The 22,936-nt window shown below is 70.9% G+C and carries 19 protein-coding genes; 10 read left to right on the top strand and 9 right to left on the bottom strand.

Annotation, left to right across the window (positions count from 1 at the left end):
* Nucleotides 1-13: 13 nt before the first annotated feature.
* Nucleotides 14-4,588 (bottom strand): RHS repeat-associated core domain-containing protein, encoded by a 4,575-nt coding sequence (locus OG552_RS19200; protein WP_329134539.1) that lies wholly within the window; start codon nucleotides 4,586-4,588, stop codon nucleotides 14-16.
* A 429-nt stretch (nucleotides 4,589-5,017) separates the two neighbouring features.
* On the opposite strand from OG552_RS19200, the gene OG552_RS19195 reads away from it, so the two are divergent.
* From OG552_RS19195 to OG552_RS19185, 3 genes are all read left to right on the top strand, one after another.
* On the top strand, nucleotides 5,018-6,622 hold the full coding sequence (locus tag OG552_RS19195) for an FG-GAP repeat domain-containing protein (protein ID WP_329134537.1): 1,605 nt from the start codon (nucleotides 5,018-5,020) through the stop codon (nucleotides 6,620-6,622).
* A 271-nt stretch (nucleotides 6,623-6,893) separates the two neighbouring features.
* Nucleotides 6,894-7,538 (top strand): dihydrofolate reductase family protein, encoded by a 645-nt coding sequence (locus OG552_RS19190; RefSeq protein ID WP_329134535.1) that lies wholly within the window; start codon nucleotides 6,894-6,896, stop codon nucleotides 7,536-7,538.
* Nucleotides 7,539-8,020: 482 nt separating this feature from the next.
* Entirely contained in the window at nucleotides 8,021-8,752 is a 732-nt protein-coding gene (locus OG552_RS19185; RefSeq protein ID WP_329134533.1) for a hypothetical protein, read from the top strand.
* A 60-nt stretch (nucleotides 8,753-8,812) separates the two neighbouring features.
* On the opposite strand, the gene OG552_RS19180 is transcribed toward OG552_RS19185, so the two are convergent.
* Both OG552_RS19180 and OG552_RS19175 read right to left on the bottom strand, forming a co-directional pair.
* A complete protein-coding gene (locus tag OG552_RS19180) occupies nucleotides 8,813-9,247 on the bottom strand; it encodes an NUDIX hydrolase (RefSeq protein ID WP_329134531.1) in 435 nt (144 codons plus the stop codon).
* A gap of 59 nt (nucleotides 9,248-9,306) precedes the next feature.
* A complete protein-coding gene (locus OG552_RS19175) occupies nucleotides 9,307-10,830 on the bottom strand; it encodes a transcriptional regulator (RefSeq protein ID WP_329134529.1) in 1,524 nt (507 codons plus the stop codon).
* A 176-nt stretch (nucleotides 10,831-11,006) separates the two neighbouring features.
* On the opposite strand from OG552_RS19175, the gene OG552_RS19170 reads away from it, so the two are divergent.
* Together OG552_RS19170 and OG552_RS19165 are read left to right on the top strand one after the other, a co-directional pair.
* Entirely contained in the window at nucleotides 11,007-11,768 is a 762-nt protein-coding gene (locus OG552_RS19170; RefSeq protein WP_329134527.1) for a DUF4232 domain-containing protein, read from the top strand.
* A 60-nt stretch (nucleotides 11,769-11,828) separates the two neighbouring features.
* Nucleotides 11,829-11,957, top strand: a complete 129-nt coding sequence (locus OG552_RS19165) for a hypothetical protein (protein WP_329134525.1) — start codon at nucleotides 11,829-11,831, stop codon at nucleotides 11,955-11,957.
* 49 nt (nucleotides 11,958-12,006) lie between these two features.
* Here the strand turns inward: OG552_RS19165 and OG552_RS19160 are convergent, their stop codons facing one another.
* On the bottom strand, nucleotides 12,007-13,608 hold the full coding sequence (locus tag OG552_RS19160; protein ID WP_329134523.1) for an FAD-dependent oxidoreductase: 1,602 nt from the start codon (nucleotides 13,606-13,608) through the stop codon (nucleotides 12,007-12,009).
* A 50-nt stretch (nucleotides 13,609-13,658) separates the two neighbouring features.
* On the opposite strand from OG552_RS19160, the gene OG552_RS19155 reads away from it, so the two are divergent.
* Nucleotides 13,659-14,381 (top strand): TetR/AcrR family transcriptional regulator, encoded by a 723-nt coding sequence (locus OG552_RS19155; RefSeq protein ID WP_329134521.1) that lies wholly within the window; start codon nucleotides 13,659-13,661, stop codon nucleotides 14,379-14,381.
* A 110-nt stretch (nucleotides 14,382-14,491) separates the two neighbouring features.
* On the opposite strand, the gene OG552_RS19150 is transcribed toward OG552_RS19155, so the two are convergent.
* Nucleotides 14,492-14,770, bottom strand: a complete 279-nt coding sequence (locus tag OG552_RS19150) for a DUF1877 family protein (protein ID WP_329134519.1) — start codon at nucleotides 14,768-14,770, stop codon at nucleotides 14,492-14,494.
* Here OG552_RS19150 and OG552_RS19145 point away from each other — a divergent pair.
* Nucleotides 14,769-16,070, top strand: a complete 1,302-nt coding sequence (locus tag OG552_RS19145; protein ID WP_329134517.1) for an MFS transporter — start codon at nucleotides 14,769-14,771, stop codon at nucleotides 16,068-16,070. The two genes, OG552_RS19150 and OG552_RS19145, sit on opposite strands and share 2 nt — an antisense overlap.
* 364 nt (nucleotides 16,071-16,434) lie before the next feature.
* Nucleotides 16,435-18,108, top strand: a complete 1,674-nt coding sequence (locus tag OG552_RS19140; RefSeq protein ID WP_329134514.1) for an esterase-like activity of phytase family protein — start codon at nucleotides 16,435-16,437, stop codon at nucleotides 18,106-18,108.
* A 99-nt stretch (nucleotides 18,109-18,207) separates the two neighbouring features.
* Here OG552_RS19140 and OG552_RS19135 read toward each other — a convergent pair whose 3' ends face one another.
* Complete coding sequence (locus OG552_RS19135; RefSeq protein ID WP_329134512.1) at nucleotides 18,208-19,149, bottom strand: ADP-ribosylglycohydrolase family protein; 942 nt, start codon at nucleotides 19,147-19,149, stop codon at nucleotides 18,208-18,210.
* A 386-nt stretch (nucleotides 19,150-19,535) separates the two neighbouring features.
* Here OG552_RS19135 and OG552_RS19130 point away from each other — a divergent pair, with 386 nt between their 5' ends.
* Together OG552_RS19130 and OG552_RS19125 are read left to right on the top strand one after the other, a co-directional pair.
* On the top strand, nucleotides 19,536-19,775 hold the full coding sequence (locus tag OG552_RS19130; RefSeq protein WP_329134510.1) for a hypothetical protein: 240 nt from the start codon (nucleotides 19,536-19,538) through the stop codon (nucleotides 19,773-19,775).
* A gap of 64 nt (nucleotides 19,776-19,839) precedes the next feature.
* Nucleotides 19,840-20,097: a hypothetical protein gene (locus OG552_RS19125; protein WP_329134508.1), complete on the top strand. Its 258-nt coding sequence runs from the start codon at nucleotides 19,840-19,842 to the stop codon at nucleotides 20,095-20,097.
* A 69-nt stretch (nucleotides 20,098-20,166) separates the two neighbouring features.
* Here the strand turns inward: OG552_RS19125 and OG552_RS19120 are convergent, their stop codons facing one another.
* From OG552_RS19120 to OG552_RS19110, 3 genes are all read right to left on the bottom strand, one after another.
* The gene (locus tag OG552_RS19120; RefSeq protein ID WP_329134506.1) at nucleotides 20,167-21,249 is read right to left on the bottom strand and encodes a hypothetical protein; all 1,083 of its coding nucleotides are present in this window, start codon (nucleotides 21,247-21,249) and stop codon (nucleotides 20,167-20,169) included.
* Nucleotides 21,237-21,908 carry a hypothetical protein gene (locus OG552_RS19115; protein ID WP_329134504.1) on the bottom strand — a complete coding sequence of 224 codons (672 nt, stop codon included), beginning with the start codon at nucleotides 21,906-21,908 and terminating at the stop codon, nucleotides 21,237-21,239. Before OG552_RS19115 ends, OG552_RS19120 begins: the two co-directional genes overlap by 13 nt.
* Before the next feature lie 344 nt (nucleotides 21,909-22,252).
* Nucleotides 22,253-22,897: a TMEM175 family protein gene (locus OG552_RS19110; RefSeq protein WP_329134502.1), complete on the bottom strand. Its 645-nt coding sequence runs from the start codon at nucleotides 22,895-22,897 to the stop codon at nucleotides 22,253-22,255.
* Nucleotides 22,898-22,936 lie beyond the last annotated feature (39 nt).

Here is a 22,936-nt window from a genome sequence, read left to right as displayed (position 1 = left end):
TCGCTGCTGCTCACTAGTCGAAGGTGAGCAGTCCGAAGACGGACTTGTCGAAGAAGTGCTCGGGGCCCATGCCGGTCGGACGGGTGATGTACTCCAGCCCGTGATCCGTCCTTCCCGTGTCGGACATCAGGCTGTAGCGGTCGAGGAACGCCTGTGCCTCGTCGTCGGTCATCTGGGATATGTCGACCTTCTTGAGCTTGGCGAAGTCCTTCTCATGGATGGTAAACCGCATGAGTTCGAGGTCGGCGTTCTCGGATCTCCGGAGTTTGAGCGCCAGGTACTTCTCGGCCTCGGCACGCGATCCCCATGAATAGACGCCTGGACCGAAGTGTGCGCGGTGCATTTCCAGCGGCCAGGGCTCACCGGTGCCGCGGAGGCGGGCCGCGTCGTCGAGTCCCTGGACGGAGAAGAACTCGAGACACTTCAGACCCAGGGGATCGCACCACGACAGGGGGTTCGGTACGTACGCGTGATGGTTGGGCCCCGGATCCAGCCCGAGTGGATCGGGGCTGAAGTAACCGCCCACCTCCGGGTCGTAGTAACGGAAGACGTTGTAGTGGAGGCCTGTCTCGGCGTCGAAGTACTGGCCGGGAAAGCGCAACGGGCACTGGACGCCGTCAGCGGTGTCGTGCGGCCGGGTGCCGTAGAGCGTGCTGCGGGACTGCCAGACCACATCGCCGTCCGGGTCGATCAGCTCGGTCGGTGAGCCGATCAGATCAGTGACGATCGCGTAGAAGCATGTGTCGATGTCGCTCTGCGGCGAAGCGGCGTTCAGAACGCGCTCGGTCTGACTGACCGGTTGGCGGCTGCCGGGCAGAGTGTCCCAGGTCGTGACGGTGACAGGGTCGTCGCCGTCCCCGACGGAAACGATCTGCTCGGCCAGTTGCATGCCGTCCCAGACGAAGTCCGTCCTGTTGACGACCGTGCCGTCTCCGCCGATCTCGAGCTTCGCCGTGCGGCGTCCCAAGGGGTCGTAGAGATAGCTCCAGCGGACACCGTCGGGCGTGCGTGCTTCGACGAGCCGGTCTTCGGCGTTCCAAAGGAACTGCCAGGCGGTCGTGAACCCCGAGAGCGTCCTGCGGACGCGGCGGACCACTCTTCCCTGCTCATCGTGGGTGTACGTGGTCCGGCCCGCGCGCCGGATCAGCGTACCGTCGTACGCACGCTCGCCCATTGCCGGCGACGCTTCTCCGGCGCCGCTCATCCCGTCACCGGAACCGGTGTCCCACTGGCCGAGCACGACGTTGCCCTGCGAGTCGTACGCGTACCGCTCGGTCCAGCCCTCGGCCGACACTGCCGTAACCCGGCCTGCGGTGTCGAGGGTGAAGCCGCGTCCGCCGCCCTCGTCCGTCATCCCTATGACATGGTCGTCCTCCCGGTACGCGTAAGTGCGCTGCCGGAGGAGCGTCGCCGGCCCGTCCACCGGTCCACCACGGCTGACGGTCCTGGAGACGAGCCGACGATTGCCGTCCCACTCCTGCCGGATCCCCACCAGCCCGCCGTCGAGGACGCGTTCGGTCTCCGCGCCGCACGCGTCGTACGCGAACGTCATGTGCCGCCCCGAGGTACGCAGTGCCGCGGGGCGCATACCCGCACCCCACTCCCAAGTGCTCACAGAACCGCTCGGGGTGCGGCGCTCGGTCCGGCGACCGAGCAGGTCGTACGTACTGGTCAGCGTGCGGCCGTTGACGGTCTGCCGGATGGCCCGCCCAAGTGAGTCGTGTTCGAGGAGGAGTTCAGTGTCCGCGTTGAGGGCACGAGTGAGACGGTCGGCCGGGTCGTACTCCATGAAGGTGACCCTGCCGCCGCCGTGCCACTCGACGGCGCGGCCCGCGGCGTCTCTGACGTAACGCGTCGCCTCGCCGGCGCCGTTGATCCGCTCCACGAGCTGGCCCGCGGCGTCGTGGTGGTATCGGATCGTGCGGCCGTTGAAGTCCGTTTCACCGCGGAGCACGCCGCGCGGATCGTAGTCGTAAGTCCAGCGCCGGCCGGTGGAGTTCGTCACCGAGGTCAGTCGCAGTTCGGTGTCATAGGTGAAACGCAGGGTCGTGCCGTCGGCGAGAACTTTTGCCACCAGGCAGTCGAAGGACCCGACCTCGAAGCGGGTCACGCGCCCCCCGGGATCGGTGTGCCGGACGAGATTGCCGTCGGCGTCGTGAATCCACTCCTCCGTCGTCCCGTCCGGACGCGTCCGGCTGCGCAGTTTTCCTTCCGGCGTCCAGGAGAGCTTCGATTCTCCGCCCAGGGCGTCGACGATTCCGGTGATCCGGCCGAACGCATCGTAGGTGTACCTGGTCACAGCACCGTCGACGTCAGCCGTGGCCGTGGGCAGCCCCGCGCCGTTCGGCGTCGTCTCACGAACGCCCCCCAAGGCGTCGGTGATGCGGATGAGCCGACCGCGCTCGTCGTAGTCACGACTGGTGACGGCACCCAGCGGATCGACCGTACGGATCACGTTGCCGCGCTCGTCGTACGCGTGCCGCCACCTGGCGCCGTCCGGCAGGGTAACCGTTTCCGGCAGCCCGAGCGGGGTGTACTCGACCGTGGTGACAGCGCCGTCGGGTCGGGTGAAGCGTGTCAGGCGTCCGGCGCCGTCATGGGTGTAGCGAGTGGTGCGGCCCAGCGCGTCGGTACGGGACAGGAGATTGTCCTGCCGGTCCCATGCACGGACTGTGGCGTGGCCGAGTGGATCGGTCGTACGGACAAGCTGGCCCAGTTCGTTGAACTCGTACGCCGTGGTGTGACCGAGCGAATCGGTGACACGTGTGGTGCGATGCGCGCTGTCGTAGGTGTAGTCGTAGGCGAGGGCGCCGTCCGAGCCCGCCGTGTGAACACAACGGCCTTCGGCGTCGTACTGATACCGGTACCGCGTGCCGCCCCGGTCCTCCCATGCGGTGACGCGATGCTGGTCGTCGTAGCTCAGACGGAAGGGCAGGCCGGAGGAGTCGATGATCTCCGTGAGGTCGCCGCGATCGTCATATCCGTAGCGGAGCACAACCGGCTGATCTGCGTGGCTCAGCAGCCTGAGTTCGGTTATTCGCCGGTCTCGCGTCGTTACGCCGATGCGGTAGCCGCAGCTGTGCCGGATCTCGTGGGGGACTCCTTCCGCGGTGTGGAGGAATTCAATGGTGTTCCCATTGCGGTCGGCGACGGACGTGAGCGCGAGTTCCGCCGGGGAGCCGCCCGGCAGTGCCCGGAAGCGGAGGGTCTCGCCGGAGCCCGGGCGAGTGATACGCATCTCTCCGCCGGGAACGCCGTCCCAGCGAAGTGGCCAGCGGGGCCCCTCGGCCGGAAAGACACCCCAATCCGGGTGCGGAATCGGGTAGTAGAGGACCATTCCGTCCTCGGACGTGTATTGCGCTCCCTCGTCGTCCAGGACGAGACGCTGATCGAGACCGGAAGCCCACGACGGGCCGAACCACCGGCCGGCCCGGTAGGACGACACATGGTGCCGCTCCAGGACCAGCGGAAGCACTCCGGGCAACTGCATGTCCACGGCGGACATGACCATTTCGCCGGTCGCGACATCGATCGGGTCGCCGCACCTGAAGCGTCTGAACATGCGGACGGCGGTTTCGCGCATGTCCCGCACAGCGGCTCCGCCTTTGCGGATGCTGTTGGCGATGTTCTCCAGCGCCTTGCCGGATTTCAGCAGTGCGGGCAGTTCGCGGGCCATCTTCAGCAGGCCGCCGGCGGTGGTCAGGCCCTTGAACATCGGGATGCAGTCCAGCGCCGCGAACAGCACGTCCCACAGACTCGCCTTGCCCTGCAGGTACTTCATCACCGTATCCGCCAGCACGATGACCGCTGCCGCCAGCACCAGCCACGCCAACGGGCCACCGATGATCAGGACCACGATGCCAAGGACCGCGACGATGACCTTGCAGGCAGCGACGATGTCGTCCCAGTGACCGGCGACGAAATCGACGGCCTTCTCCCACCAGTGCTTGTTCCTGATCCCCGCGTCGGAGGCCTCGTGCAGCGCATGCTGCGCGGCATCCGCGGCCCGGTCCCGGACACCCGCCGCCTGCGCGGCCAACTCCTTCGCCGCGTCCAGCCGGGCCTGCGCGTCACGGACAGCCGAACTCGCCGTGGCGTGAGCGGTATCGGCATCGGTGGCGTTACGGGCCGCCGCCCGGACATCGGCCTCCGACGGCGGGGGCACCCCCGGCTTCGGATCGGCCTGATACTCCCTGGACGTGTCCTGCGCCCGCCTCACCCACGCGTCAGCCGTGGACAGCTGGGACTTCGCCGCATCCAGATCCGCCCGCGCGGTGCGGCCCTGGGCGAGGGCGCGGTCGGCGTCCCCCTGGGCGGTCTGCAACTGCGGCCAGTAGTCGTCCAGGGCACCCGACGCGAGGCGGTAGGAGCGTTCCAGCTTGTCGAGTTCACCGGGGAGGTCCCCGAACTGCTCCCGGTAGGCATCCCCCGACAGGCCCGCCCACTCCTGGATCACCGAGTCACCGTCAAGACCCCGTACCGACCGCAGCGCGGTGCCTACGTCGTCGGCGAAGTCCCCCAGCTTCCGCGCGAGTTCCCGCACCTCGTACGGATCACCCGGCACCGGATCCCGGTCCAGATCCAGCACATGCCAATCCGTCGGACGGCCCATCCCCCGACACCCCCGTGAGTCCGTTACGAACGGCCATTGTTCCACCCCTCGGTCGTGACAGCAGGGGCACGTGGGAAACCCACCCGTGGGCCGCCTCCCTACAGATCGAACCCGCGGGCGGGGAGTTCGCGGCCGAGGTTCGGGTTCGGCATCGATGGTGCGGGGCCGGCGTCAGGGTTCGGCCCCGGCAACGTGACCGTGACCGTGAGTGGAGGTCGTCCGGCGAGGAGCCCCGGGGGGACGTCTCAGCGCCCCGGCCGAGCGGCCGTAATTCCATTGGCGTTGTCAGACCCCCGGCATACATTGATCAGCGGGGTCGTCACCGACGATCACCGGTCGGACACCGACGCGATTCGCACACGCGCCGGTTACCTGGGGGGACGGATGGCAGCGACACGGTCAGGTATGCACAGATTCAGGCGGGTGGCCGTCGGCGCGGCGGTCACCCTGCTCCTCGGCACCGGGTTCGCGGCCGTCCCGGCCGCGGCCGAGGCGGCCGACGGCCCCACACCGGCGCCGAGCGGACTCAGCACCAGTCCCGCGCCGGTGAGCGGGGCGAGCAGCGACGGTTGCGGAGCGGACGGACCCTACGGGTACATCGGGCGAACCGGCCCCGGAGGGATCACCTTCTCGGCAACGTCGAACGGGAGCCGGTCAGTCTGGTACGACACCGAGTTCCTCGTCGAGCCGGGTGACGGGTCCGCGCCGTACGACTACACCGCCTCCGGTTACGGCGGTAGCGCCAGGCAACTGCTGCTGCCGTCAGCAGACTTCGCGGACGGGGTCACGTACACCTGGCGCGCCCGTGACGTGGATCAAGCGGGGACGGCTTCGGAATGGTCCGGCGACTGCCATTTCATCGTCGATCTCACGTCGCCCGCCGTCCCGGTCGTCACGTCCAAGGTGTTCCCGCCGCTCGGCTCCACGACGCCGGCACCACCGGTCCGCACGACGGGCACGTTCACCTTCAGGGTCTCCGGGGCGGGGTCCGATGACACCGTCCGCTTCGAGTACGCGCTCGACCGTGACCTCGCAGTCGCCGGCAACGCCTCGGTGCCGGTCGCGCCCGACGGCAGCGCGAAGGTGAAACTGACACCGACCCGGTGGGGAAGCAACCTCCTCAACGTCCGGACCGTGGACCGGGCGGGCAATCTCTCAGGGGCCGTCCAGTACTCCTTCTATGTTGCCTCGGCCGTTGCACCGGACAAGGCCGGAGATCTCAATGGTGACGGGAAAGCCGATCTGCTGGCCACCAGTACCGACGGCAAGTTGTACGTGCTGTACGGCAAGGGCGACGGCACGCTGAAAAAGGCGGTGACGTACGCGGACACGGGAGACGGCTGGGATCAGGGCAGTGTGCTCCGTGACGGTGACCTCGACCAGGACGGCTACCAGGATCTGCTCCGGATCGGCGGCACCGGTTATGTCACAGGGGTTCCGAACAACGGTCTCGGCGACTTCGGCACCCGCGGGGAGTCGACAGGCCCCTGGGACCGCGCCGACGGCACGAGTTGGACGGCGGCCACACAGATCCTGCACGGCACGTCCGGCAGCCTCGGCACTCTCACCCGTTTCCAGGACATCCTCAGCGTGGAGAACGGCGAACTACTGCACTGGGCATACGACTTCGGCGGGATGACCTCCACCGTCCTGGCCACCGGACTCGACCACAGCACGGTGATCACCCCCGGTGACGTGACCGGCGACGGCATACCCGACGTCCTCATCCGTGACGACGTTTCCGGCAAGCTCACGCTGGCCGCGGGCAACACCGACGGCACGCTCGCCGCTCCCGCCGACTGGACGACGGCAGGCGAGGGATTCACCGCCGCCCGCTATCCGCGCATTCTCAGCACGGGCGACGCCAACGGCGACGGCATCGCCGACCTCTACGCCGCCAACCGCCACGGCGTCCTGAAGTTCTTCGCCGGTCTTCCCGGCGGCGGCTTCGCGCCCGCGGTCGGCGCGCACGGCGGACTCGACTGGACGACCGTCGTCGCCGCGGACTGACCAGCCGCATCGAGTCGCCCGCGCGTCCACGGCATCTCGCCGATGAGTCTCTTCAGCCGATTCCCGTCTTCCGGGGAACAGCCGACACGAACCTCGGGGTCCACCGACCCCGAGGTTCGGTCAAAGGGGGATCGACGCAGCCGCCCAATGCGCCTCGCGCCGGGTGAGAAGGTCGACCGATACGAAGCCGGGTGCGGGCGGAGCGATGAGTCTGGTGGCGGGGGGCGGTCTACCTGTCGACCGGCGCAATCGACTCATCGGGAGCAAGACCATGGGCCTCATCCACATCGAGCTGTTCGCCACCCTCGACCTTGTCGGGCAGTCGCCCGGCGGGCCCGACGAGGATCCGGTGGGGTTTCCGTTCGGCGGCTGGCAGGCGCCTCTGCTGGACGAGGTCGCCGGGGCGCAGGTCGGTGCCGCGTACGAGGGTACGGACGCCCTCCTGCTCGGCCGGCGTACGTATGACATCTTCGCCGCCTACTGGCCGTACCAGGAGGGCGGCGAGGACAAGGAGATCGCCGCGCTCTTCAACAGCGTCCCGAAGTACGTGGCTTCCCGCGCCAAGCCCGACCTTTCGTGGGCCGGGTCCACGCAGCTCGGCCCGGATCTGGCCGGCGCGGTGCGCGAGCTCCGGGACCGGCACGAGCACGTGAAGGTCGTCGGAAGCCTGAACTTCGTCCAGACCCTCCTGCGCGAGAAGCTCTTCGACCGTCTCGACCTCTGGGTGCACCCGATCGTGCTCGGCGTCGGGAAGAAGGTGTTCGACGGCGGTGCGGTGCCCACCAACGTCAGACTCCTCGAACCCCCGGTGGCCGGTCCGAAGGGCACCGTGTACCTGCGCTACGGGCTCGCCGACGGCACGCCCGGGACGGGGGACATGAGCGCACCCGATCGCGGTACCGGGCGCGAGGAGTGAAGCCCGCCCCGCGCCGGGCGGGGCCGTGTCGCCGACGGTGAATCCGCCGGGCCGGCTGTCCGGCGGTCCGTCACTGCGTCGGAAGTTGGTTACGGCGTCGGCGGTCCGGCGGTCCGTCCCGGCGTCCGGAGTCGGTCACGGCGTCGGCGGTCCGGCGCGGCGTCGGCGGTCCGGCGCGGCGTCGGCGGTCCGGCGCGGCGTCGGCGCCATGAGTCGTCGTCACGGCGGCCTGGCCGGGCCCCCCTGACGACGGGCGTCGCGGCGACCCCTCACGGGCCGGCCCCGCCGTCCGCCCCGCCGCCCAGGGGAAAGAAGGCGGGGCCGCGCCGGGGCCTGCGGCCCGCCTGAGCGGCAACCCTCCCGGCGTCTGATAGGGAATATCCCACTTGGTGCGTCTTTGCGCCTGGAGACGGCGACCTGGCGGCACCCCGCGTTCGAACCTCGCGCCACGACGGCGCCTGACGCAACCATCGAGGGAGACCATGGGCTGGACACTCACACGCCGGGCGACGGCGTCCGCGGCGCTCGCCGGAGCGATCGCCCTCGTCTCGACGGTGCTGCCTGCGGCCTACGCGGGAACGCGGACCGGAGGCGCGCGGCCCGTCGCGACCGCCGCGACCGCCGCGGCGACGCCGCCCAGCACGCCGGCCCCGCTCCCTCCCCGCCTCCCCCGGGACTTCCACGGGAAGGGCACGTGGGTCGTCCGGGACCTGGGCGTCACCGTCCCGTTCACCTGGAACGGGCGGGACGGCGACAGTCAGATGATCGCGGGCGGTCCGCAGTACCCGATCTGGTTCACGAACCTGATCTACCACGGCACCCTCTACACGCTGACCTACAAGTGGCCGGGCCTGACCGAACATCCGTGCTCACAGATCCCGGGCTTCGACCTCGACCAGTTGAACCAGGCACTCCAGGGCGCGCGGTTCGTCGGGCGGGAGATCCTCCAGCAGAACCCGAACCGGTACGTGAACCACTGGAGGGTCGGCGCCGTCCTGCCGAAACTGCCGCCGGGGAAATTCCTGCGGTTCCCGCTGGCACTGGGCGACATCTACGTCGACCAGAACGACCGGAGCACCTTCTGGCAGGTGCTGCAGTTCGGCATCCAGAACCTCTACGACCCCGAGCTGGACGAGTGGCTCGTGATGGACACGTTCGAGCACAAGCCCGGTACGGTCACGCTCCCCCAGAGCTGCGCGCCACCGCCGGCCTAGGCTCGCCACCGCCACCACCGCCACCACCGCCTGCCCATCAGGCTCAAGCTCAATGACCTGTCAGGTTCTCCACGACGGGACGTGAGCCCGTACGTAGTCGGCGAGTTCGAGCGGTTGAAGCTCAAGTGCTGCCACAGCGGACGCGTCCAGTGCGACACGAACCGGCGAGAAGTCACCTATGTCGGGGTTGTTCAGCTCGGGGCCGCTACGGCGACGCACGTCCCATTCCCGTATGTCGGCTCGGAAGTAGTGCTGTACGACGGTGATCCGCTCACCTGGTTCCGTCACCGTCAGGAACTCGGTGACAGGGCCGATCGTGGCGCCGAGTTCCTCCATGACCTCGCGGCGCAAGGCCGCTTCGAGGTCCGCGTCCTCGGGTTCTACGCCACCGCCGACGGTCGTGTAGTACGACGGCCCGCCCGGCCAGGCCCGGCGCAGGAACACCAGGTGATCGTCGTCGAGCAGAACCGCGCGGACGTTGCGCCGTACCTTCATGCTCATGACGATAGTGCGGCCGGCCTCGCGGGGGTGGACGTACCGGCGGCCCGGGGTGGTCAGGGTTCGCGGGGGATCCAGTCGCTGCCGCCCAGCGGGTAGTCGTAGCCGGGGCGGGCGGCGTCGGCGCTGGTGCGGAAGGGGGTGCCGTCGTTGTCGACGCGGACCGTGCCGTGGCGGGTGCCGCTGGACCAGTCGAGGGTGAGGTCCCAGCGGACGTCGTGCGCCTTGGTGTGGGCGGTGACGTAGAAGACCTCCGGGTCGGACTCGCTGACCTTGTACGGGAAGTCGCGCTGGCCGTTCTTGACGGTGACCGCGGGGCTGCCGTCGTCCAGGTCGACGTCGAAGGACTTGCTGTCGACGCCGCCGCCGCAGCCGACGCCCATCGAGTAGTCGTTCCAGGCCAGCGGTGCGCCCCGGGAGGTGACGCTCACGTGCAGCGCCTCCAGGACGACGGTGTCCGCGCCGGTGCCCTGGACGGTGAGGGCGACCCGCTGTTCGCCCGAGGAGACCGCGCCGTACGCGGCGGCCCAGCGTGGCGCGTCCGGCTCGTTCGCGGGCGGGCCGACCTGTGCGGGTGCGCTGTCGACGAGGAAGTGCTGGCTGCACGGGTTGTCGTAGACGTACGGGCGGGTGGCGACGGTGAGGGGGACGGCGCCGGTGCCGCTGCCGCCGGCGGGCCCGGCTGCCGCGCTCCGCCCGGGGCTGGGGCTGCCCTGCGGGGTGCCGGTTCCGCTCGTACGGGACGGGGTGGCGGGTGCCGATACGGACGGGGTACGGCTCTGGCCGCCAGGGGACGGCGTGGCGGACGGCTTCCTGGCGCCGGTCGTCCCGCTGCTCGCGGCGGTACCGGCTGCCCGCGCGTCGCTCGCGTCCGGTCCGCCACCGTCCCAGGGCGGATGCGCGACCAGTACGGCGGCCACCACCAGGGCGGCCACCGCGGCGGAGGCGACCAGTGCGGTGCGGCGCCGGCGTGGTGAGGCGGGGCCCGGTGTCAGATGGGCGACGACCGGTTCGTCCGCCGGGCCGTTCGCGCCGCGAGCGGAGGGTGCCGCCGAGGGTGCCGCGGTAGGTGCCGCGTCCGCCGATCCCGCGGCCATCGATCCGGCGTCCACCGGCCCGGCCCCCACCGGCCCGGCGCCAACCGGTGCCGCATCCGCCGATCCGACCCCCGCCCCGGCCCCGTCCGAAGCGCCCCCCGCACGCGCATCCCCCGGCGCGGCCGGTTCCGCGACGGTGCCCCCCGGGTCGACCGCCCGCGCGCCCGCGCCCGCCCCCGCCCGCGCCGCCGTCGCCTGGTCCGCCCTGATCCTGCGTGCCGCGTCCGCGAGCACCCACTGCCGGTGCAGTCCCATGAGTTCCTGCGGCGTCGCCCGGCACACCCGCGCGAGGCGCTCCACCGGTGCGTACTCGGTCGGGACCGCGGCGCCATGGCAGTACCGGTGCAGCGTCGACGTACTCATGTGCAGCCGCTTCGCCAGTGCCCCGTAGCTCAGTCCCGAGCGGTCCTTGAGTTCCCGCAGCAGCGCCGCGAACTCCTCGGTCTCCCGGGCCCCCGTCACCTCTGACACCTGCTCCTCCATCCCACGGCGTCCCGTTCGCGCGTTCCAGGGGCGCCGCGTTCCCCCTGTTCAGAGTGGGTTTCGGCGTTCCAGCGTCCCCAACTGCCCGTGGTACGTGGCGGTTGGGACGGATCACCCCACAAGCTCCGGTCATCCAAGCACCACACCGACCCGAACTGCGAAAGAGGCACGGGCACATGTCCAGTATGCGAAACTCCGGTACCCGTCTCGTAGGCGCCGCCGCGACCGTCGTTCTCGCCGCGCTCTCCCTGACCGCGTGCGGCGACGGAACGGCCACCCGGGACGAGGGCGCCGCCACGACCGCGTCGCCTGCCCCGTCCACGGGCGTTCCCACCGCCAGGACCGCGGCCGACGGCCCGTCCTCGTCGCCCTCCACCGCGAAGCCCGCGAGGTCCGGGGCGTCCGCGGGGCCCGGGGCGCCCCACGGGGCCGAGCCCGCGGCACCCGCCGGCTCCAAGCCGGCGGCCAACACCGGCACCGGCCGCACCAAGGCTCCGGCCGCCCCCACCACACCGGTCACCTGCGAGGGATCCACCACCAAGGTCGTGGCCGCCCCGCTGAACCGTCCGGTCAACCACATGCTGCTCACGGTCACCAACACCGGCAGCCGTACGTGCTACCTCTACGGCTACCCGGCGCTGCGCTTCGGCGACGCCCAGGCCGTACCGCCGGTCATCGAGGACTCCCACCCGCAGGCCGTGGTCACGCTCAACCCGGGCGAGTCCGGCTACGCCTCCGTCAACCTGTCCGCCGCCGACGGCAGCGGCTCGAACGGCCACACCGTGAAGTCCCTGACCGTCTACTTCCAAGGCCGGTCCGGCAGCGGGAATGTCGGCGCCGCCGCCCACCCGCCGCTGCCCGCGAAGGGCACCTACGTCGACGACTCGCTCAACACCACCTACTGGCAGCAGTCGATGGACGACGCCCTGACCTGGTGAGACCCGGGAACCGGACCGAACAGCAGCGTCCCGCGAGCCCGATCGGACAGGTGACCCACCATGCGCAGCGCACGCAAGCTCTCCCGCTTCCTGACCGCTTTCGCCGCAGCGGTCTTCCACGTGGCCGTCCTGGGCGGCGTGGGCACGTCCGCGGCCGAGGCGGGAGTCCTCCGCCGCAGCCGCGACTGACCCCGCCGCCCCCTCCGGGAATCCGGAGCGGGCGGCGCCGAGTCCCGGTTCAGGCCGACGGATTGGGGTCGGGTGGGGGTGCCGGGGGGCCGGCCCATCGGTGCAGGGCGGTTTGGAGGGTGGTGAGGGCGGCGGGGGCGGCGGTGTCGGTGGCCCAGGCGACCACTCCGTCCGGGCGGACGAGGAGTCCGGTCGGGGTCGCGGGGGTGTCGGTCGGGGTCGCGGGGGTGTCGGTCACGGTGGTCACGCGTCCGGACCAGGCCGCGGTGTGGCGGGAGAACGCGGCGTCCGGGGTGCGGTCGAGCAGCAGGAAGCCGCCCGCGTGGCCGTGGTCGACCAGGCGGGAGCCGTCCGTCAGCCACAGGTCGGGGGCGTAGCGGCCGATGAGGGGATGGTCGCCGGGCAGGTCGACGCGCTGCGTGACGCCGGAGATCTTCTTGACCGCGTAGGTCGTGCCGTCCCGGGTGCTCAGCAGATCGGCGACGACCTCCCGGAGCGCGGCCGACTTGGCGTCCCCGCGCAACACCCCGATCTGGGCCCGCGTCCAGTCCAGCACCCAGGCGCCAAGGGGACGGCGCTCGGCGTCATAGGTGTCGAGCAGTCCTTCGGGCGCCCACCCGGCGACCACGGCGCCGAGCTTCCAGCCGAGGTTCATCGCGTCGCCGACCCCGAGGTTGAGCCCCTGGCCGCCGAACGGCGAGTGCACGTGCGCGGCGTCGCCGGCCAGCAGCACCCGCCCCGACCAGTAGGCCGCGGCCTGGCGGGCGTTGTCGGTCCAGCGGGTCGCGGTGCCGCGCAGCGCGGTCAGTGTGACGTCGGTGCCCGAGACCCGGCGCAGACTGGTCTGCACCTCCTCAAGGGTGACCGGTGCCGAGCGGTCGGCGGGAGGGCCGTCGAACTCCACGGTGACCACCCGGCCGGGCTGCGGCCCGTAGCGGTACGCCCCCCGGGTCGACCACGTCCACCCGTTTCCGAGCTTCTCGGGGTCGGCGATGTCGGCGACCGCCAGGAGTCCGGTGAGCTCGGGGTCGGTGCCGGGGAAGCCGATGCCCGCGAGGCGGCGCACCGTGCTGTGCCCGCCGTCGCAGCCGACCAGCCAGCCGGTGCGTACCGTACCGGCCGTGGTGCCCACGAGCACGCCGTCGCCGGTGTCTTCGAGTGCGGTGACCTCCACCCCGCGGCGTACCGGTACGCCGAGGCGCGCGACATGGCCGGCCAGCAGTTCCTCCAGTTCGCGCTGCGGCACCAGTCGCGCGCCGGCCACCGTGTCGTGCGCGGCGAGGTCGGGATCGGATGCGTCCACGAGGTCGGCGTCGAGGACCATCCCCGCGAAGTGCCCGGTGAAGCGTGACCCGCGCGCTCGCCGGCCGTCGGCGGGCTGCGGGTCGCCGGCCAGGTGGGCGAACGACCCCATCCGGTCGAGGGTCTCCCGCTGCACCTGTTCGGCGGCGGGCAGCAGGCCGCGGCGGTCCAGTGCCTCGGCCGTCGGTACGTTGATCCCGCCCGCCTTCATCGCCTCGTCCGGCTCGGTCCGTCGTTCGAGTACCTGCACCGTCGCCCCGGAGAGCGCGAGCTCCGCGGCGAGTACGAGGCCCACGGGCCCGGCACCGACGACGGTCACGTCCACGCTCTGATCCACGTCCCTTTTCATGAACAGCGTTCTATATACGAACGGCGTTCGTGTCAAGCTATAGTGGTCGGGTGAACCCGAGAGAGCGACGCGCGGCACGCCATCTGCCGCCGAACCCCGAGGCCGGAGCCGAACCCCGGCCACGGCGCCGCAAGGCCCCGATCACCGTGGAGCAGGTCGTCGACACCGCGCTGGAGGTCATCGCCGCCGAGGGCTACGAAGCGCTGACCATGCGCCGGCTGGCCGGCGCGCTCGACACCGGGCCCGCCTCGCTCTACGCCCACGTGGTCAACAAGGCGGACCTCGACGAACTGCTCATCGCGCGGCTCTGCGCCGAGCTCTCGCTGCCCGAGCCCGACCCCGCTGCCTGGCGGGAGCAGATCCGCGGCGTGTGCTCCCAGATGCGCGACCAGTACCTGAGATACCCGGGGATCTCCCGCGCGGCGCTCGCGATGGCCCCCACCGACCTGGAGACGTTGCGCGTCAGCGAGGGGATGCTGGCCATCCTGCTCGCCGGCGGCGTCGCCCCGCAGGCCGCCGTCTGGGCGATCGACGCCCTCTTGCTGTACGTGGCCGGCTACTGCCTGGAGATCTCGATCGTGAGGCAGCGTACGGCCGGCGACGACGCGGACTGGGTCGTCGACACCGACGAACTCCGGCGCCGGCTGACCGCGCTGCCCGCCGAGGGCTTCCCCCACACCATCCGCTACGCGGCCGAACTCACCGCCGGCGAGGGCCACGACCGGTTCGACTTCACCCTCGCGCTGATGATCGACGGCCTGACCCAGCGGTAGCCCGCCCCCGAGGAAGCGGACCCACCCCCGGCCCGCGCGGCCAAAACGCCCGTCCCGAACGCCCGTCCCGAACGCCCGGCCCTCGCGCCGCCTCCGGCGGAGGTCCGCGTTCAGTCGAGCCAGACGATGACCGCCTGCCCCTCGCGGGCCGCCGCGTCGAGAAAACGTGTCAGGTCCGCGTACCAGTGACGCGCCCAGTCCAGGGACTCGGCCGTGTCCCACCCCTGCGGGTACACATCAGCGGCGACCAAATCCTGCGGGCCGACGTGCGCGGTGAGCCGGTCGTACGGCGTACGGGTCAGCACGTCGGCGCCCACGCGTACGCGGTCCACGGGCAGATACCGCGGCGGCCCGTACCCCCAGTCCCCGGCCTCGCCGAGCGGCTCCATGGCCGACCGCTTCGGCCGCAGGCGGATCTTCCAGCTCGGGCTGTCGCTGTTCGCCCTCGGCTCCCTCCTGTGCGGCCTGGCGCCGGGCGTCGGGTGGCTGATCGGCTTCTGCGCCCTGCAAGGAGTGGGCGGCTCGATGCTCAACCCGGTGGCGCTGTCGATCGTCGCCGGCGTCTTCACCGACCGCGGGGAACGGGCACGAGCGATCGGCGTGTGGGGGTCGGTGATCGGGATCACCATCGCGGCCGGGCCTGTGCTCGGCGGCCTGCTGGTCAGTGGTCTCGGCTGGCGATCGGTGTTCTGGGTCAGCGTCCCGATCGGGATCGCCGCGATCCTGCTCTCCCGGAGATTCGTCCCCGAGTCCAAGGCCGGCAGGGCCCGCGCGTTCGATCCGCTCGGGCAGGCGCTGATCGTCGTCCTGTTCGCGTCGGTCATCGCCGCGACGATCGAGGGCCCCGGGCGCGGATGGGCGGACCCGTGGATCATCGGGCTGTTCGTCCTCGCCGTCCTGGCCCTCACCGGGATACTCGTCATCGAGCCGCGGCGGTCCGAGCCGCTGATCGACCTGCGGTTCTTCCGCAGTCCGCCGTTCTCCGGCGCGAACGCGATCTCCGTCGTGATGTCGGCCGGGCTCGGCGGGTTCCTGTTCCTCAACACCCTCTATCTCCAGGACATCCGCCACTTCGGGCCCCTGCGGGCCGGACTGATGATCATCCCGATGGCCGTGGGCCAAGCCGTCGCCGCCAACCTCTCCGGGCGGTTTCTCGCCTCCCGGGGAGCCCGCTTGCCTCTCGCGCTGGGCGGCGCGCTCCTCGCCACCGGCGGCTTCCTTCTCGTCCCCCTGACCGCGCACACCGACGGCGTCCATCTGCTGACCGCCTATGCCGTCTTCGGCCTCGGTGTGGGCATGATCAGCCCATCGATCACCAACACCGCCGTCTCCGGGCTGCCGCCGGACCAGGTCGGTGTCGCGGGCGCGCTCGCCGCGAGCGCCCGCCAGTTCGGGGCGTCCATCGGTGTCGCCGTCACCGGTTCCATCGTGGCCGGCACGGGTCCCGGCTTCGTCGACGCGAGCCACGCGGCCTGGGCCGTCCTCGGAGGCTGCGGACTCGTCGCGCTCGCGCTCGGCGTCATCTCCACCGGCAGCTGGGCGCAGGCCGCCGCCGCCCGCAACGGCCGGCGCCTCGCCGAGGCACCGATCCCCGGATCCCAGGGCCACCGCTTGGGGGCCGGCCGATCCGCGTCCGCGGGCTCCACCGGAGCGGGCAAAGAGCAACGCGGCGCCGCTCACGATCACTGACTGCCTGCGGACTTCTGCTGCCGGGGTTGTCCTGCCGGGCTTCTCCCGCCCTGACCTGCCGCCTCCGCTCGTCGCCGGGGCAGGCAACGGACGCCTCGAACGCCGTGACCGGAGCCGCGGTCAGCAGTTGCCAGGCGTCCACGGGCGCGGACCGGGCGCCCGCGCAACCGCCCACGCGTCGTGACGCCCCGCGCGGCGGCCCGCCCGCGGCGGATCAAGTCCCCTTTCCCACCCACCCCAGCGCCCCCACCGCAATCAAGGAAAACGCCGGAAGTCAAGGGCAACCGAAGAGCCGGTCCTTTTTGAATCGAGGGTTCACCGGCTATCGGCCCGGCGTTCACCACCGACCGACAAGTTCGGAGGTATGACTTCAAGACCCTTCTCCCGCAAGCGCACCCGGGTCGCCGTCGCGATCGGTGCCACCGTCGCCATTGTCGGCGCGGGTACGGCCGCCGCCCAGGCCCATGGCTGGCTGTCGGCCCCGTCGCACGACTTCGGCGCGACCGCCGACTCCTTCTCCGGCCACGGCACGGTGACCGGCAACGTGCTGCGGAACGACTCCGGCGCGACCGCCGTGGTGCGGCACACCGACCCGTCGGACGGCACGGCGACGGTCAACGCGGACGGCTCGTTCACGTACACCCCGAAGGCCGGCTTCAAGGGCACGGACACCTTCACGTACACGACGACCGACGCCGTACAGCTCTTCAAGGACACCCAGGCGAACGGGGCCGCCTTGCCGCCGCTGGCGAAGGTCGCCGGCCCCGGCGGCACCACCACCGAGATCTCCGGTGAGGGCTTCGGCTCGTCGCTCGCCCCGGTTCCGGGCAAGTCGGGCTACTTCTACGGCCTCACCGACCGCGGCCCGAACGCGGACGCCCCCGACGGCAACAAGTCCGAGATGCTTCTCGACTTCACGCCGGAGATCGGCGAGTTCAAGCTCGTGGGCGGCAAGGCGGAGCTGGTCAAGAAGGTCACCCTGAAGGGGCCGAAGCGCCTCGGCGGCGTGAACTACAGCGGCCGCCCTCCGCACGACACGAGCGAGGTGATCGACGACGTCGCCGCCACGAACGCCCACGGCGGTACGCCGACGCCCGTCGCCAAGGACCCGTACGGCTACGACTCCGAGGGTCTGGTGGCGCTGCCGGACGGCACGTTCTGGGTGTCGGACGAGTACGGCCCGTACATCACGCACTTCGACGCGAACGGTTACGAGCTGGGCCGGCTGACCCCGTACAGGAACAGCCCGGACAACGCGTACCACAAGATCCTCGGCTATCTGCCGGCCGAGTTCGCCGACCGCCTGAAGAACAAGGGCATGGAGGGCCTGACGGTCACGCCGGACGGCTCGACGCTGGTGGGGATCATGCAGTCCGCGCTGCAGCAGCCGGATCTCGGCAGCACCAAGGCCGGGAACGTCGCGGCCACCCGGATCATCACGGTGAACCTGCGGAACTACACGTCCAAGCAGTATCTGTACCTGCTGGACAACCCGGCGACCACGGGCGACGCCAACAGCGAGATCACCGCGCTGTCCGACACGAAGTTCCTCATCGACGAACGTGACGGCACCTATGAGCCGTTCGCCCAGAAGACGCTCTACGAGGCCGACATCAACGGCGCGACCGACGTCAGCGGTCTGACGGTCGGCGGCAAGTCGCCCGAGGCGTTCGTCGGGACGGCCGGCACGAATGCCGCGCTCACCGCGCTGACCGGTGCCGGCGTCCATGTCGCCCAGAAGCAGCCGTACGTCAACGTGGGGACGCTGGTGAGCCAACTCGACCCCAGCGGTGCGTTCTTCGCCCACGACAAGGTCGAGGGCGTCGCCACCGCGGACGCCGGCAAGACGCTCTACCTCTCCAACGACGACGACTTCGGCATCGACACCATCGCCGTGGACCCCGACGGCAAGTGGACCGTCCACCAGAAGGTGCTGCCGCCCACCGGGCAGAGCGACAACGGCGAGATCCTGAAGGTCGACACGACCAAGCTGCCGGCGGTGCTCAAGACCGTCACCGTGACCATCCACGTCCGCTGACCCAACGCATCCCGGCGCCCCCGATCCCCCCGATCCCCCGTCGGCCCCGCCCGCCCCTCCCGGCGAGCGGGGCCCGACGCGGGCGTGTCTGATGGACCGTCAGACAGCTGTGGTGGCAGCGAGTTGGGCGGCCAGGGTCAGCAGGTCCGGGGTGCGGAGCACTCGGGTGCCGGAGCCCGGGAGGGGGACGTGGAGAGCGAGGGTCCAACGGGCCGGTACCGACGCCAGTCCGTGGACCGCCCCGGCCAGCGCGCCGGTGACCGCGGCCACGGTGTCGGTGTCGCCGCCCAGGTCGACCGCGGCGCGTACCGCTTCCTCGTAGGAGGAGGTGGTCCGCACCGCCCAGACGGCGGAGCCGAGGCACGGCCAGACGGCGCCGTTGAACTCCGTTGCCTGTCCCGGGTGCCAGTCCGGGGCGAGCACGGTGGCGTAACGCCCGCGGTGGTCGGGATGGGCCGCCGCCAAGGTGGCCGGGACCGCGGCGACCGGATCGTCGCCGTTCAGCGCGACGCGCAGCAACTCGTGGAAGATCGCGGTGCCTTCCCACGCGGCGGGGTCGCCGTGCGTGAGAGCCGACAGACGGCGGCCCGCCTCCATGGTGGCCGCACGACCCTGCCCGGCGAAGTACACCGCCGACGTGGCCGCCCGCATCAGCGCACCGTTCCCGGCGGCGCGGTGGTTGGTCCGGAAGTGGGCCTCGGCCGCGCGGTCCCACGGCAAGCCGTTGGTCAGCACGTCCTCGGTCTGCAGCCCGATGTCCTTCGGGTCGGCCGCTGCCCACCGCCGGAAGCGGGCGAACACGTCCGGCAGGTCCAGCCCGCGCCGTGCCAGCAACGACTCGGCCACGCAGACCGCCATCTGCGTGTCATCCGTGGCCTCGCCGGGCTCCCAGCCCCCGCCCCCGCACATCTCCCCACCGCACCCCGGCTCGGGGAACCGCGCGGAGAACCCACCGGCCGCACCGAACTCGAACGGTGCCCCCAGCGCGTCCCCCACCGCCGATCCGACAACCGTCCCGCCGGTCCTGTTCACGTCGACCATCCGGGCAGCGTAGAAGCTCCGAAGCCCGCGGGAAAGGGAGTTGGGCCGGGTGCGGGTGGGTGCGTCGGGGCGGCGCGGGCGTCCGGCGCGAAGCGCGAGCTGAAGCCGAAGGCGGTGAGTCTCGCGTCGGAGCTGTCCTTCCGTTATGTGGAGCACTCACACCGGGACGAGACCGCACGGTGGTTGCCGCTCCCCGCGAGGGGCGCACGCCGGGCCGACTGGTGCGCGTCAACATCAATCGTCCCACCGTCACCAATTGGTCTGGACCTATTGAAAGCGGCGGGCGTCCCCCGGCAGGCTGGGTACCGCGCGCGCATCCCCCTGCACCACACCCCTGGCCATTCGGCAGGCGCTTCCGCCTGCCCCGGAAAGGAGTTGTGATCCACATGCGCAAGAAGATCCTCGCCCGCGCGGCCACCGTCGCCGCCACGGCGGTCCTCGGCCTCGGCCTCGCCACCACGGCCGCACAGGCGTCCCCGCCGCCCGGCAGCGGCTTCATGCTGATGGGCTACTTCCCGACGTACGACACCTGCGTCGCCCAGGCGCAGGCGAACGCGCCGCTGCACGGTCCGGTCTACATCTGCGAGTACGGCACGAACGGGCTGTACCTGCTGTGGATGCACTGAGCTGTCCGTGCGGGGCCGGCGCCGCCGCCCCGCGTGTCCGCCGCCGCCGCAAGGAGACCCCGCTGTGAAGATCCGCTTCGGCGCCCGCGCCGCCACTCTGCTCGGTGCCACCGCCCTCGGCGTCGGCGTGCTGACCTCCGCGGTCGCCACGGCCGACCCGGTCCCCACCCCGCCCGGCGTGGAGTTCATCCTCCTGGGCACCTACCCGACACCCGAGCAGTGCGAGGCCGCGGCCACCGCCTACGCCCCGCTGCACGGCCCCATGCACATCTGCCAGAACGACGGCATGGGCCATGTGTACCTCTGGATGCACCGGGTGTGACTCGCCCGTACTGAGGGCCCGTCCGTTGAGCCCGTACAGCCCGTGCCGTCCGAGCGGCGGCGCGGGCTGTCAGTTGTTGATGGTCTGGATCTCGCGGACGGTGACGGGGTGGGGGTCGTCGACGCGGCCGTCGGGCAGGCCGTGGGGTCCGCCGTCGGAGCCGGTCCAGGTGACGTGCCAGGTGACGGTGACGTTCAACTGGTACGGCGGTGCGTCCTGCGTGGAGTGCAGGTACGTCACGCCGCAGGGCGGGTCGGCTGCGGGGTCGCCGTTGTAGGGGGCGCCGACGGTGCCGTCCGCGGCGATCGGGCAGTCGCCGGAGGCCGGGAAGACGGTGGCGTCGGGGGTCCCCGGGGTGAGATGCACGCCGGCGGGTTCCGCGGTGGTCTCGGCCCAGATCTCCCGGCCGCCGCCGAGGTCCACGGAGGCGCGGACCCGCACGGGGGTGTACGCCTGGTTGAGGGTGACCCAGGTGGGGAGGTTCACGGTCTGGGTACCGACGGGGTTGGTCTCGATCCGCACGCCGGGGACGTGGGTGTGGGCGTAGGCGAGGCGGGAGAGCATTTCGGGGGTGATCACGTGGCCGGTGCCGGGCGGGGGCAGTTGTCCGTTGGGTACCCACTGGGGCGTCTGGTCGTTGCAGGACATCTGTGCGACGGGGTCGGCGTCGGGGTTGACGGAGACCAGCCACCACATGCCCTTGCCGCTCTCGGCGCTGTTGAAGTCCTGGTAGCCCTTCTCACCGCCGGGATAGTCCAGTCCGTTCTGGTAGTGGTCCCGGTCCATGCCCATCGCGGTGCGGAACGTGCCTTTGACGTCGGGCAGTTCGGCGTTGAAGTTCTTCGTGTACTCGGCCTTGAACTGCGCGGGCGTGTACTTCGGCCCGAACCAGCACGGTGGGGGTGACCAGTTGACGTCGACGGTCGTCAGGGGCCGGTCCGTGGTCTTCGGTCCACCGGTGGGGTAGCTGAGCCGGTAACCGGCCGCGGAGGCGTCCAGATTCCCCCCGGAGTCGCTGCCGCCCGAACTCTTCCCGTCGGGCACCGTGCCCGTGTCGTCGTAGGCGTAGCTCGATCCCGCCGCGACCAGCACGATGAGCACCGCGAGGGGCAGCGCCCTGCGGAGCGTTCGGCCGGCTCTCACTGCTTGCATTCCAACGCCCTCTCCTTCGTGGTGATCGACTGCGCTCGCCAGAGTTGCGTGCCGGGACGGAAGAGGCTGAGGACCAGTTGGTACGAGACGTAGTTGCGGTCGTCCGCGCCGGTGACATGTGCCTTCCCGGTGGCGACCTCTTTGCTGAACAAATTCGTCTGGTCCTCGCAGAACGTGACCTCGGCCGCGGAGTTCTTGGCGAGAAGCTTGACCGTGGGCCGGAAGAAGTGGTCGGTCCCGGTCAGGGTCTTCTTCGCGTTGATGTGCAGCTGGATGTACTGCTTCGCGTAGGTGTACGCGTCGCCCTGCGCATAGGTGTTCAGGGCGCCGTCCTTGACGCTCTGCCGGACGACGCCGTGCACCATCGACTGCATGAAGTCCGCCGACGTCGTCAGCACCGCGGCCTCGGTGTGGTCCGCCGGGAGCGGCCAGTCGAAGGTGAGCTTCAGGTCCGCGGGCAGTGCCAGTGACGGGTCGACCGTCAGCACCGCGCCGGAGGCGGGTGGTGTGGTCGGGGTCGGGGTGGCCGGCGGAGCCGTCGTGGCCGCTGCCGGGGAGATCTTGCTGTCGCCCCCGCCGGAGTCACCCCCGCAGGCCGAGAGGGTCAGCGCGGTGGCCGCGGCGAGGGCTGCGGCGGGGAGTACGGTGCGGGCTCGCATGGTCGAAGGCTCCCGATCGGTCGTCCGTGGGCACCGTTCGGGGCGCCGGCAGCCAAGCCGGCGCGAACCCCGTACACCTGGTCCCCGTATCCAGGCATCCACCGTAGCGAAGAGACCACGCACCGTTCGAGGGTCTGGATGTGCCTGTTGAGTCACGGTCCCGTCACCCCACCCCACCCGCAACGCGCCGACCCACCCCGGAACCCGCCCCTCCGGCGGAACCCCGCCCGGAAATACGGTGGTCGGGGGCGCGGGTCCGGCAGGAGAGCCCGCGGCGCGGCTTCTTCGCACCGGATACCCGAATCGGTGACGGCCGCGAGACGGACGAACTCGTCCGGGCCGGGTCAGGCGTTCCTGAGGCGATCGCGGCGGGTGCGCCAGGGGTGGTAGAGGCGGTTGGTCAGCAGGGGGCCGGCGATCCAGAGGGCCCAGGCGTCGGGGGTGAGGAAGAAGACCGGGATGGAGAGGCCGAAGCCGAGGATGATGCCGTACAGCTGCTCGCCGCCGCGGGCGGCGGAGGGGGTGCGGAACTCCTCGGCGCGCAGGTGATGGGTCGTCAGGTGATGCGACAGCGCCAGCAGGGCGAGGCTCGCCAGCACTTGGAGCAGGGCGTAGAACCCGTACCGCAGGGCGTGCGCGCCGAGGCTGTCGTGGTCTTCGGTGGTGAGCATCTTGGTCGCGAGCGGATTCAGGATGATCATCAGCAGCCAGGCCATGTTCATCATCCGCAGTGGCGCGTCGATCCGTACGACGGCGCGGAAGATGCGGTGGTGGCCGCCCCACGAGGCGGCGATCACCAGGAAGCTGATCAGGAACGCCAGGTAGTGGCCGTCGTGCTCACGGACCGACGTCCAGAACTCCGAGGCGTCGCGCCCGGCCGGGACCGGGAGTTCGAGTGCCAGCAGGGTGATGGCGATCGCGACCACCGCGTCGGAGAAGAGGATCAGCCGGTCGGTGGCGCGTGCTTCGAAGACCTCTTCGTTCTCCACGGTCCATCTCCCCGGGCGGCGTGGTGTGGTGGGAGCCGC

It is taken from the genome of Streptomyces sp. NBC_01476, from assembly GCF_036227265.1.
GTDB lineage: Bacteria > Actinomycetota > Actinomycetes > Streptomycetales > Streptomycetaceae > Actinacidiphila.
This window is presented reverse-complemented; position numbering and strand designations above follow the sequence as displayed.